The following is a 13164-nucleotide window of genomic DNA, read 5'->3' on the forward strand; positions in this document are numbered from 1 at the left end:
AAGCGTCGATAAGCAGATGAAGACTATGGGTGAATCTACAATGAAGATTGCAGCGGGGGAAGGTGTTAAAGCGGAATATAAGAAACTTGGTGCTGATATCAATAAAGTACAGAACCAGTATATTGCCCATAAAGGTATTCAGATGTTAGCTATTGCCTTACTTGGTGCTGTGGCTTCTATCTGTGTTGCATTCTTAGCATCAAAACTTGGTGCATCAGTGGCAAGAGACTTACGTTTAGCTGTATTTAAGAAGGTTGAAAGCTTCTCTAATACGGAATTCAATAAGTTCTCTACAGCCTCTTTAATTACTCGTAGTACAAACGATATCGTTCAGATCCAGATGGTTCTTGTGATAATCGTAAGAATGTGTATGCTTGCCCCAATCAATGGTATTGGTGGTATTATGAAGGCTGTTAAGAACTCACCATCCATGACTTGGATGATCTTCTTAGTTGTCATTATTATCTTTGGAGTACTAGGTGTCACTTTCTCTATCGCAATGCCTAAATTCAAGATTATCCAGCAATTAATTGATAAGTTAAACTTAGCTATGAGAGAAAACTTATCAGGTGTTCTAGTTATTCGTGCATTTGGAAATGAAGAAGAATCTGAAAAACGTTTTGATCAGGCAAACAAGGATTTAACAGGGACAAACTTATTTGTTAATAGAGTGATGGTCTCATTAATGCCTATCATGATGTTTATCATGCAGGGGATGACTTTACTCATTATCTACTTTGGAGCAAAGCAGGTTGATTTAGGTCATATTGCGATTGGTGAAATGATGGCCTTCTTACAGTATGCCATGATTATCGTTATGAGTTTCTTAATGGTCGCAATGATTGCAGTTATGTTACCTCGTGCAAGTGTAGCTGCAAACCGTGTAGCTGAAGTATTAAATACTGAACCTACAATTGAAAATCCAGAACAGAGCACTTCTTTTGATGAAGACAAGAAAGGTTTAATAGAATTCAAACATGTATCATTTAAGTATCCTGGTGCTGATGAACCAGTCTTGACTGATATTGACTTTACAGCCCGTCCTGGTCAAACAACAGCCTTTATTGGTTCAACAGGTTCAGGTAAATCAACACTTATTAACCTTATTCCTCGTTTCTATGATGTCACTGAAGGTGAAGTCACAGTAGATGGTGTGGATGTAAGACATGTTTCTATGCATGATTTAAGAGACCGTATTGGTGTAGTACCTCAAAAGGGATTATTATTCTCAGGTACAATAGAATCAAATATTAAATATGGTGCCCCTGATTTATCTGATGAAGAATTGGCTGAAGTGATTGATGTTGCGCAGGCAAAAGAATTCATTGAAACAAAACCATTAGGTGTTAAAGAACCTATTTCTCAGGGTGGTACAAACGTATCAGGTGGACAGAAACAGCGTCTCGCAATTGCAAGAGCACTTGCGAAAAATCCTAAAATTCTTATCTTTGATGACAGCTTCTCAGCACTTGACTTCAAGACTGATGCAACACTTAGAAAACGTCTAGGAGAAATGACTGCCAAGACTCATAATACTGTCTTAATCGTTGGACAGCGTATTGCATCTATTATGCATGCTGATCAGATCATCGTACTTGATGAAGGTAAGATTGTAGGAAAAGGCACACATGAACAATTAATGAAAACATGTTCTGTCTATCAGGAAATCGCCTTATCTCAGTTATCAAAGGAGGAATTAGACAATGAATAAAAATCGTCGCGCTCCAATGGGTATGGGCAGAGGCCGTGGTAATAATGAAAAAGCGAAGGATTTAGGTGGTACATTAAAGAAGTTACTCGCCTACTTAAAACCATATCATTTAAAGATTTGTTTTGTTATGGTATTTGCGGTATGTTCTACTATCTTTAATATTATAGGTCCTAAGGTTCTTGCAAAAGCAACAGATAAATTATCAGAAGGTATCATGGCTAAAGTAGCCAATACCGGTGGTATTGATTTTAATTATATCGTCAAGATTTTATTGATTCTTGTCGTGTTATATGCAGCTAGTTCTCTATTTAGTTATATTATGAGCTGGATCATCTCTGGCGTATCACAGGATGCAGCCTTCTCACTTAGAAAAGATATTTCTGAAAAGATGAACCGTTTACCACTTTCTTATTTTGATAAGCATACAAGTGGTGATATTCTTTCTCGTGTGACTAACGATATTGATACAATCGCTCAGTCATTAAACCAGTCTTTATCTACACTTATTTCTAACGTAGTCACTCTAGTAGGTATCTTTATTATGATGCTTACAATCAGCTGGCAGATGACTCTGATTGCAGTTGTAGTATTACCTGTATCAATGACCTTGATGCGTTTAGTTATGAAGCATTCACAGAAATACTTCACTCAGCAGCAGAACTCACTTGGTGATGTCAATGGTCATATTGAAGAAATGTATGGTGGACATCAGGTAGTCAAAGCGTTCAATGGTGAAGAAAAATCTGTAGAACAGTTTGAACAATACAATGAATCACTTTATACATCTGCATGGAAATCACAATTCTTTGGATCACTCATGATGCCAATTAGTAACTTTATCGGTAATATCGGTTATGTAGGTGTTTGTATTATTGGTGGTATTCTAGCAGGTTCTAAAACAATCACTATTGGTGATATCCAGGCATTTATCCAGTATGTTAGACAGTTCAACCAGCCAATCTCTCAGATTGCTCAGGCGGCTAACTTATTACAAAGTACTGGTGCAGCTGCAGAACGTGTCTTTGAATTCTTAGAGGAAGAAGAACTTACAGAAGACTCAGCCACTCTTACAACTGAAGAAGTACAGAATATGAAGGGTGCTGTCACTTTTGCGGATGTTCACTTTGGTTATAATCCAGATAAGATCATCATCAATGACTTCTCACTCCATGTTCATGCCGGTCAGAAGGTAGCCATTGTTGGTCCGACTGGTGCAGGTAAAACAACTATTATTAAGTTATTAATGCGTTTCTATGAACTCAATGGTGGTTCTATCATGATTGATGGTGAAGATATCACTCAAATGAAACGTAGTGATCTTCGTTCATTATTTGGTATGGTATTACAGGATACATGGTTATTTAATGGTACTATCATGGATAACTTGAAATATGGTCGATTAGATGCCACTGATGAAGAAGTCAAAAAAGCATGCGTGAGTGCGCATGTAGATCACTTTATTCATACATTATCTGATGGCTATAACACTATGATCAATGAAGAATCTTCTAATATCAGTGCAGGTCAGAAGCAGTTATTGACTATTGCGCGTGCCTTCTTAAAGGATCCTAAGATTTTGATTCTTGATGAAGCTACATCTTCAGTTGATACAAGAACAGAAGTATTAATTCAGCAGGGAATGGATGAATTAATGAAGAATAGAACATCATTCGTTATTGCACATCGTCTCTCTACTATTAGAGATGCAGATACAATTATCGTTATGCGTGATGGTGATATTGTAGAAATCGGTAATCATGAAGGATTACTTAAAGAAAATGGTTTCTATGCAACACTTTATCGTTCACAATTTGAAAATGGACAGTAAAAAGCTTGATAGTCTCTTGACTATCAAGTCTTTTTTGTATAAGATACAAAAAATATTTTGAAAGGAGGAAAATATCATGCTATTGAGACAAGCAGTTATAGGTGATATAGAAGCTATCTCTCATATAGAGTCTCTTTGTTTTCCTGAAGCTGAAGCAGCGACTTATGAGCAGTTTAAAGAACGTTTTAATGTCTTTTCAGAGAACTTTCTTGTATTAGAAGATAAAGACGTTATTGGCTTTATTAATGGGAATACATCGAATATTAAAGGCTTACCAGATGCATTCTATGAAGATGCTTCATTACATGATCCTAGTGGTGATTATATGACAGTTTTTGGCTTAGATGTACATCCAAATTATCAGCATCAAGGCTTAGCGCATACGCTTATGAATGGTTATATCACTCTTGCAAAGGAGCGAAATAAAAAAGGAATATTTCTCACATGTAAAGATCATTTAATTGGCTTTTATGAAAGTTTTGGCTATAAGCATCTTGGTGTCTCTTCTTCTACTCATGGAGAAGCAAAATGGAATGATATGTATCTAGAGATATGAATGTAGAAGTGATTAATGTAGGGACTGAACTTCTTCTTGGTGAAATCATCAACACAGAAGCTCCGGTACTCTTTAAGATGTGTAAAGAATTAGGATTTGATATTTATCATCAAACGACTGTTGGTGATAATCCACAACGTTTATTAGAATGTCTCGATATTGCGTTTAAAAGAGGGGCTGATTGTGTCATTACTACTGCAGGACTTGGTCCAACGCAGGATGATTTAACTAAGGAACTCTCAGCAGAATATCTAGGACTAGAACTTGTCTATAACGAAGAAGAAGCTCGTAAGGTGGATGAAAAATGTCGCTTTGTGACAGGACTCGATGTTGTTTCTGATAACAACTTCAAACAGGCTTATTTCCCAGAAAATGCTTATATATTAGAGAATGATGTAGGAACAGCCAATGGCTGTGTGATGAGCAAGGATGGTAAGATGATCATTAATCTTCCTGGTCCACCTAAGGAATTCAATTATGTCGTAGAACATTCCTTAAAACCCTATCTAGAACACTATCGCCAGGAACAGATCTATACAGAAGACTTTCTAGTGATGGGTATTGGGGAAAGTATGATTGATGAAAAACTGACAGAAACCCAATATAAACAAACAGATGTCACTCTTACGATGTATGCAGGAGAAGGCTATGTAAGAGTACGCATAGCGAATAAAGCCAAAACAAAAGAAGAAGCATATCAACATATGACCCCAATGAGGAATGAGATAGAAACACTATTAAAAGGCTATCTGATTCCAGGAGGTTCTATAGAAAAAGCCCTCAAAGACATTATGGTCCCTATTCAATTCATAGGGGATATAGATGTTCCCACATGGTTTAAGCCTTATGTAAAAGAAGATGCTGACTTAGTTATTTATTCTAAAGTGGAGCATGTTTCTTTAGGTGATCAGGTCACTATCCATGTGAATAGCGATAAAGGATTTACAGATGGGATGTTGAAGGATTATCATCTTTCAATGAATCGTTTGACAAGCAAACTACAGCTTTATCTTTATCGTTATTTAAAAAACAGTTTACCCCTATAGTGGATAAACTGTTTGCATCGCTTCTATGACATGAAGAAAGATGTCATGAAGATTAGAAATATCAACAAGCACATCTCCACACTCTAATGAGTGATTTGCATCACGATAGAGAATAAGTGGAATATGTGCTTCATCACATGCACATTGAATGAGATTCGTTTTGGCCCATGGGTCATTTGTACCATGGAAGGCAATACCATTTAAGCTATACTTGAAAGTCGCAACAAGTGGTGTGAAATAAATAGAATATGCATTCACATGATGTTCTTCATTAAAACGTGCACTAATGGCAGTACCAATACTTTTTGATACAAATAGGATTTCATCATAAGTAGAAAATGGAATATCTTTAAGAATTTCTTCAGTCTGCGCATAACTAATATCTTCAGCCTGCTTAATTAATTCATCTTTATCTTTCATATGAGGAAAGTGTTTATAGTTCACTTCAATGATCTCATAGCCATAGGTTGATAAACATTTTTTAGAGTAGTAGAGGAGTGGCTTATCACAATGATAACCAATTCCAGGAAACAGAACCGCTAGTTTTTTCATCAAATCACCTCGTGTGATTTGATTATAGCACTTATTCACATAATTTCATTGATTTAACGATAGTTTTATGTTTTACATAATGTTCTTTATCCTCTATAATATAGTTGTATTTTAATGAAAGAAAGGATGAACATAAATGGCAGGAGTCGTTGTTGTTGGAAGCCAGTGGGGCGACGAAGGAAAAGGAAAGGTTACAGATTATCTTGCACAGCAGGCAGATCTAGTAGTGAGATATTCTGGAGGTAATAATGCAGGTCATACTATTAAATTTAATGGCCAGAAATTTGCCTTAAGACTTATTCCTAGCGGAATCTTTACAACTGGTGAAGTTGTATTAGGTAACGGAATGGTTATCAATCCTAAAGCTTTACTTGAAGAAATGAAGTATTTAAATGATGCAGGTATCAAGACTGATAAGATGCACATCTCAGATCGTGCACATGTCACTTTACCTTATCATATTGAAATTGACGAATTAGAAGAAGAAATGCGTGGTGCTGCAAGTATCGGTACAACTAAGAAGGGTATTGGACCTACTTATGTAGACAAATATGACCGTATCGGTATTCGTGTTGGTGAATTCATTAATGAACCATTATTCAAGAAGAGACTTGAAGAAACATTAGCATTCAAGAAGAAACAGTATCCTGGATTACAGTGTACTGCAGAAGAAATCTTTGAAGAATATAAGGAATATGCTAAAGTAATCAAACCTATGGTTTGTGATACTGGTATCTTATTAGATGAAGCATTCCAGGCAAAGAAGAAAATCTTATTTGAAGGTGCTCAGGGTACTATGCTTGATATTGATTATGGTACTTATCCATATGTAACAAGTTCTAACCCAGGTGCTAATGGTGTACCATCTGGTGCAAGCATTGGTCCTCTTTATTTAACTGATGTAGTAGGTGTTATTAAGGCTTATACTACTCGTGTTGGTTCTGGTGCTTTCCCTACTGAAATTGAAGGTGAATTAGGTGATTATATCAGAAATGCAGGTCATGAATTTGGTACAGTAACTAAGAGACCTAGAAGAATTGGATGGTTCGATGCAGTTGTCGTTAACCAGTCAAGAAGAATGGCTTCATTAACTGGATGTTCATTAATGTTGTTAGATGTATTAAGTGGTTTAGATACTATTAAGATTTGTACTGCTTACATGTTAGATGGTAAAGAAATCCATGGTTTACCTTCTACTATTGAAGAATTAGAAAGAGTAGAACCAGTTTATGTAGAATTACCAGGCTGGAAGGAAGATATCACAAATGTCACTTCATTTGAAGAACTTCCTGTCAATGCTCAGAACTATATCAAGAAGATTGAAGAACTTATTCACTGCCCAGTGATAATGTTCTCAGTTGGACCTGATCGTACTCAGACAATTGTGCTTAAGGAAGTATTTTAATAAATAAATAGTAAAGGAGAACTTATGAAAAGAGAATTAGTACTGGTTATTGATTTTGGTGGCCAATACAATCAGCTCGTAGCGCGTAGAGTTCGTGAAAGCAACGTATATTGTGAAATCTATTCATATAAAGTTGCAATGCAGAAAATTAAAGAACTCAACCCTAAGGGAATCATCTTAACTGGTGGTCCTAATAGCTGCTATGAAGAAGGAGCTGCAACATGCGAAAAAGAACTTTTTGAATGTGGTGTTCCTGTACTTGGCTTATGTTATGGTGCTCAGCTAATGCAGTATGTATTAGGTGGAAATGTAGAAGCTGCACCTACTAGAGAATATGGAAAGACAGAAATCGTTGTTGATACAACTTCACCATTATTCTCAAATGTATCTGAAAAGACAGTATGCTGGATGAGTCATAATGACTATATTTCAGCTCTAGCTCCTGGCTTCAAATCTGTAGCACATTCTGATGAATGTCCAGTTGCAGCATGTGAAAACAGAGAAAAGAACCTTTATGGTATTCAGTTCCATCCAGAAGTATTACATACAGCAGAAGGTAAGAAGATGTTAAGAAACTTCGTAATCGATGTATGTGGATGTTCTGGTGACTGGAAGATGGATTCTTTCGTAGAAGAATCTATTAAAGCAATCAGAGAAAAAGTTGGCGATGGTAAAGTATTATGTGCTTTATCTGGAGGTGTTGACTCTTCTGTTGCAGCAGTCTTATTATCTAAGGCTATCGGAAATCAGTTAACTTGTGTATTTGTAGATCATGGTTTACTTCGTAAAAACGAAGGTGATGAAGTTGAAGCTGTATTTGGTAAAGATGGCTGCTATGACTTAAACTTCATCAGAGTGAATGCACAGGAAAGATATTATTCTAAGCTTAAGGGTGTAACTGAACCTGAAAGCAAGAGAAAAATCATCGGTGAAGAATTCATCAGAGTCTTTGAAGAAGAAGCAAAGAAGATTGGTGCCGTTGATTTCTTAGTACAGGGTACTATTTATCCAGACGTTGTAGAAAGCGGTCTTGGAGGAGAATCTGCAGTCATCAAGTCTCACCATAATGTTGGTGGATTACCTGATTGTGTAGATTTCAAAGAAATTATTGAACCATTAAGAGACTTATTCAAGGATGAAGTAAGAAAAGTAGGTCTTGAACTTGGTATTCCAGAATATTTAGTATTCAGACAGCCATTCCCAGGACCAGGTCTTGGTATTAGAATCATTGGTGAAGTTACTGCAGAAAAGGTACGTATGGTACAGGATGCAGATGCGATTTATAGAGAAGAAATTGCGAATGCTGGATTAGATCGTTCTATCGGTCAGTATTTTGCAGCATTAACTAATATGCAGTCAGTAGGTGTTATGGGTGATGAAAGAACTTATGACTATGCTGTTGCATTAAGAGCTGTTAATACTATTGATTTCATGACTGCAGAAGCAGCTGAAATCCCTTATGAAGTATTAAATAAGACTATGAATAGAATCATCAATGAAGTTCGTGGTGTGAATAGAGTAATGTATGATATTACATCTAAGCCACCTGGAACTATTGAATTTGAATAACTAGTAGTGTAGAATCCCACATCAATCCCCGCGAATTTGTAATTTACATTTTCCATGGGAACTGATCTAAGAACTACTTAGAAAACTAAATAAGAAATAAAAAATGAGACCTTGCGTTGAAAAATGCATGGTCTTTTTGTTTGGTAAAATTAAAGATATTATCATTAAAAACCTTGTATTTAAGCGGTTTTCCGTTAGTTAAAGCATATTATTTTCTAGCTATTTTTCATGTTTTAAAAATGAAAATAAAAAAGAAAAAGAGAGAGTTTTTTATAATAAAAAAACTTGGAGCTACGGGGAGATAATTGCAAAAATAGCGGGGAATTGGTTACGAATGATTAAGTAGAAGAAGCGAGAGTATCGCTTCTTTTTTTAACACTCTTTTTAAGTGTATTGTTGCTTTAAGTTATCTTATTCAGCAAAAATCTCATAACGATATGTTATGTGATATTTATTTGATTTTAAGTAAAGATATTTGTTATGCTTGACACAATCTATGTGCTTCAGATACAAAACATTTATAAAAATCATAGAACGGTTTGTTCATTAAATATGTGGCTTGTGGCACACATTATAAAAGTATCAACTTTTTTACAGGTTGATACCTTTAGTAGTATGTAGAAAATATTTGTTTATAACTGTAAACGTTTCATTGATATTAAGTCCTAAAGACATATGTTATCATGTAGTCATGAGAATAAAATAACAAGGAAGGATGCAAATTTTATGAAATATTCAAAATTATTTAGTCCAATAAAAATTGGAAGTATAACTATTAAAAATCGATTTGCGATGGCTCCAATGGGACCTTTAGGTCTTGCAGATGCCAATGGCGGTTGGAATCAGCGTGGTATTGATTATTATGTAGAAAGAGCAAAGGGTGGAACTGGACTTATTATTACAGGTGTCACATTTTTTGATCAGGTTGTTGAAAAACAGGACCCTTCAACTGTTCCTAATCCACTTTACAAGCCTGTTAACTTTGTGAAAACAAGTAGAGAAATGACAGAGCGAATTCATGCATATGGAAGTAAAATCTTTTTACAGTTATCAGGAGGATTTGGTCGTGTGACTATTCCTACAAATGTAGGAGATATTCCACCCATTGCACCATCTGCAATCCCACATCGCTGGTTAGATAAGACTTGTCGTGCCATTACTGTAGATGAAATTCATGCTATTGTAAAACAGTTTGGTGAAGCTGCTTTCCATGCAAAAAGAGCAGGCTTTGATGGTGTGCAGATTCATGCAGTACATGAAGGTTATTTAATTGACCAATTTGCGATTTCAATGTTTAACCAAAGAACTGATGAATATGGAGGTTCTCTTGAGAACAGACTTCGTTTTGCTAAGGAAATAGTAGAAGAAATTAAAAAAACATGTGGTGATGATTTCCCTGTTACACTTCGTTTTAGTGTAAAAAGTATGATAAAAGATTGGCGTGTTGGAGCATTACCAGGAGAAGAGTTTGAAGAAAAGGGCAGAGACACAGAAGAAGGCTTAAAAGCTGCTAAATTACTTGAAAGCTATGGCTATGATGCGCTGGATACTGATGTTGGAACATATGATGCCTGGTGGTGGAATCATCCTCCTATGTATCAAAAGAAAGGGCTTTACAGAGGATACTGCAAAATGGTAAAAGAAGTAGTAGATATCCCAGTATTCTGTGCAGGCCGTATGGATAATCCAGACATGGCATTAGAAGCTATTGAAAATGGTGAATGTGATGTTATTGATCTAGGTAGACCACTACTAGCAGATCCAGATTATTGTAATAAATTAAGATGTGGTAAGATCACACAGATACGTCCATGTATTTCTTGCCATGAAGGATGTATGGGAAGAGTTGCTTCATATTCTCTTCTTAATTGTGCTGTAAATCCACAGGCAGCTAGAGAGCGTGTTAATGCATATGAGCCTATTTTAAAGAAAAAGAAAGTGTTGATTGTAGGTGGTGGTGTTGCAGGCTGTGAAGCTGCACGTGTATTAGCTATCCGAGGACATCAACCAGTAGTTTATGAAAAAGGAAGTAGGCTTGGCGGTAATTTAATTCCAGGTGGAGCTCCTGATTTTAAAGAAGATGATATTGCATTAGCAGATTGGTATACAAATGAATTAAATCGTTTAGGTGTACATGTTCATTTGAATACGGAACTTAATGAAGAAGAAATTAAAGCTATGGATTATGATACTGTGATTCTTGCGACAGGATCTAAACCAAAAGTATTCTCTTTGGGTGATGATTCACATACTTATACAGCAGAACAAGTTTTATTGAAACAGAAGGATGCTGGAAAGAAAACTGTCGTTGTAGGTGGTGGACTTGTAGGTTGTGAAACTGCTTTGTGGTTGGCGCAGAATGGAATTCATGTTACAATTGTTGAAGCATTAGATAAGGTAATGGCTGTAAATGGTCCACTTTGTGCTGCGAATAAAGAAATGCTGGAAGCATTGCTACCATTTAATGGAGTAGAAATTATCACAGGTGCAAAGGTTACAGAATTTGCGAATGGAGAAGTGAAAGTAGATACTAAAGAAGGTAGCAAGACTATTATGAGTGATAGTGTTATCCTTTCAGTTGGATATAAAGAAGAGAATACACTTTATAATAATCTTCAGTTTGATATTCCTGATCTTTATTTGCTTGGAGATGCAAAAAAAGTATCCAATATCATGTATGCAATCTGGGATGCATTCGAAGTAGCTAACCATATCTAATAATGATATGAAGGTGACTGGTGATTTAAATTGGGTGATATAAAGAATTTTATATATTTTCAGAAAGTATATGAAATGCATAGTATGCATAGAGCAGCTGAACATTTATTTATTTCTGCACAAGGTCTTGGTAAAATCATCAAGAATCTTGAACATGAGTATAACACCACTTTTTTCGTTCGCTCTCAAAATGGTGTTATTCCTACAGATAGCGCAAAATTATTTTATGACTGGAGCAAAGAATTTGTCTTGCAGGATGCTCATATTAAAACTGAAATAAATAATCTTAATAACGGAATAAATCGCTTACGAATTGGTTGTGCAAGTGGTATCTTAAAGGCTATTCAACTTAAGACAATATTAGATTTTGCAAACTCAAATAAAACTCTTCATGTAGAATGGAGTGAGTACAGTAATGAAGAAGTCATAAATAAGCTTCTTAATTATGATATTGAGTATGGTATTGTTGTTGGACTACATGATTATCCTAATTTAGAACAAGTAAAATTATGTCAATGTGATCTTGTTTTATATGTATATGAAGGACATCCTTATTATGAGAAAGAAAAAATCCCTCTAGATATGCTGAGAAATGAGAATATTATAATAATGAATGAGAGTTTTCATATATATAATGATTTCATTAAAGCCTGCAAAATCAAGGGGTTTACTCCAAACATAAAAGCAAAAACCATGGATGGCGGAACCTTGATGCATTTATGTAGACAAAAAATAGGGATTGCAATTTCACCAAAATTTGAAGATGAAGCACCAACAGGATTAAAGGCTATTGCATTTGAAGAGCCCTATCATTGGGATATTTATGGTACTTTTAGAAAAAATTCTAAAGATGATTCAATAAAAAAACTTCAAGTCGCATTATTGCCGCAAATCTAATTAAAGGTTTGTTTGAAACTATATAAAAAATCGTGTGAACAAAATTGATTTACACGATTTTTTTATATCATGACGAATACTGTATTAATGGGGATATGACTCTATTCTTGGAATAATTTCTTAATTTGGGTAATACATTGTAAGAATAAGTAGAATATGCAATGATAACTATCAGGAAGGTAAAATTATGAACTACAATAATATTGATTATATACAGAAAAATGCACCAGTAACAAAAGAAGATATAGAATCTGTAGAAAAACATATCAAGGAAACAATCCCTAAAGTGTATAAGAAAGTTTTAAGATATGCGAATGGGATAACTATGAATCTATGTATACTCTATGATACTTCTACTATTATTGAAAGTTATGAATGTAATGAGTTTTCTATTAATATGCCTGGATATATCAGCATTGGAAATGATAATGGAGATAGAGAACTAATTATGAAGGCAGAAAAAGGAGCAACATTATGTGGTTTCTTAGATGCGGCAGAGATAGGAAATTCTGAAGTAGAGGAATGGTTTGATTTTAAATCATGGCTAGAAAATGGTTGTGAAATGGAAGATGATGATGAGAATTTAGAATATGGAAAAGTCTATATTGTGAAAGTCCCAGAGGATAAATTGAAGTTCCTGGCCGAAACAAAGAAACTCTTTGCATTACCTATTTCAACAGGTGTCCTCTATAAGAAAATCAATAATTTGCCATGTGCCATAATGGATAATATAACAGAAGCATTGGCTGATACTATTATCAATAAGACATCACATCCTGATTGTTATGAGTATAGAAAGGTGAGGAAATAACTATATGACAAAAGAAGAAATAATCACTAGATTACAGAATGCAGCTAAAGAAGATGAAGAATATTATATGG

11 protein-coding genes are annotated in these 13164 nt (G+C 35.1%); 10 read left to right on the top strand and 1 reads right to left on the bottom strand.

All coding sequences use genetic code 11. The features are described from left to right. From ACT8VG_RS02255 to ACT8VG_RS02270, 4 genes are all read left to right on the top strand, one after another. Positions 1–1711, top strand: a 1711-nt coding sequence (locus ACT8VG_RS02255; protein ID WP_444195108.1) for an ABC transporter ATP-binding protein, incomplete at its 5' end; no start/stop codon positions are given. Continuing rightward, complete coding sequence (locus ACT8VG_RS02260; protein ID WP_329735333.1) at positions 1704–3539, top strand: ABC transporter ATP-binding protein; 1836 nt, start codon at positions 1704–1706, stop codon at positions 3537–3539. The genes ACT8VG_RS02255 and ACT8VG_RS02260, both read left to right, overlap by 8 nt. 76 nt (positions 3540–3615) lie before the next feature. Next, complete coding sequence (locus tag ACT8VG_RS02265) at positions 3616–4095, top strand: GNAT family N-acetyltransferase (protein WP_187011950.1); 480 nt, start codon at positions 3616–3618, stop codon at positions 4093–4095. Beyond that, complete coding sequence (locus ACT8VG_RS02270; RefSeq protein ID WP_444195109.1) at positions 4092–5141, top strand: molybdopterin-binding protein; 1050 nt, start codon at positions 4092–4094, stop codon at positions 5139–5141. Before ACT8VG_RS02265 ends, ACT8VG_RS02270 begins: the two co-directional genes overlap by 4 nt. On the opposite strand, the gene ACT8VG_RS02275 is transcribed toward ACT8VG_RS02270, so the two are convergent. Then, positions 5136–5693 carry a hypothetical protein gene (locus tag ACT8VG_RS02275; RefSeq protein WP_444195110.1) on the bottom strand — a complete coding sequence of 186 codons (558 nt, stop codon included), beginning with the start codon at positions 5691–5693 and terminating at the stop codon, positions 5136–5138. The genes ACT8VG_RS02270 and ACT8VG_RS02275 overlap by 6 nt on opposite strands. A gap of 136 nt (positions 5694–5829) precedes the next feature. Between ACT8VG_RS02275 and ACT8VG_RS02280 the strand changes: the two genes are divergently transcribed. The 6 genes from ACT8VG_RS02280 (at position 5830) to ACT8VG_RS02305 (ending at position 13093) form a co-directional block, all read left to right on the top strand. After that, entirely contained in the window at positions 5830–7098 is a 1269-nt protein-coding gene (locus tag ACT8VG_RS02280) for an adenylosuccinate synthase (protein WP_117458210.1), read from the top strand. Positions 7099–7122: 24 nt separating this feature from the next. After that, positions 7123–8667, top strand: coding sequence for a glutamine-hydrolyzing GMP synthase (guaA, locus tag ACT8VG_RS02285; RefSeq protein WP_117458211.1), 1545 nt, complete (start codon positions 7123–7125; stop codon positions 8665–8667). Between the two features lie 116 nt (positions 8668–8783). After that, complete coding sequence (locus ACT8VG_RS02290) at positions 8784–8972, top strand: hypothetical protein (protein ID WP_187011955.1); 189 nt, start codon at positions 8784–8786, stop codon at positions 8970–8972. A 421-nt stretch (positions 8973–9393) separates the two neighbouring features. Continuing rightward, on the top strand, positions 9394–11385 hold the full coding sequence (locus ACT8VG_RS02295) for an oxidoreductase (protein WP_444195111.1): 1992 nt from the start codon (positions 9394–9396) through the stop codon (positions 11383–11385). Positions 11386–11415: 30 nt separating this feature from the next. Further along, positions 11416–12282 carry a LysR family transcriptional regulator gene (locus ACT8VG_RS02300; RefSeq protein ID WP_187012601.1) on the top strand — a complete coding sequence of 289 codons (867 nt, stop codon included), beginning with the start codon at positions 11416–11418 and terminating at the stop codon, positions 12280–12282. Between the two features lie 187 nt (positions 12283–12469). Beyond that, positions 12470–13093, top strand: coding sequence for an SMI1/KNR4 family protein (locus ACT8VG_RS02305; RefSeq protein WP_187012602.1), 624 nt, complete (start codon positions 12470–12472; stop codon positions 13091–13093). The last annotated feature ends 71 nt before the right edge of the window (positions 13094–13164 follow it).

It is taken from the genome of Catenibacterium sp., from assembly GCF_052354645.1.
Taxonomy (GTDB): Bacteria; Bacillota_I; Bacilli_A; order Erysipelotrichales; family Coprobacillaceae; genus Catenibacterium; species Catenibacterium mitsuoka_A.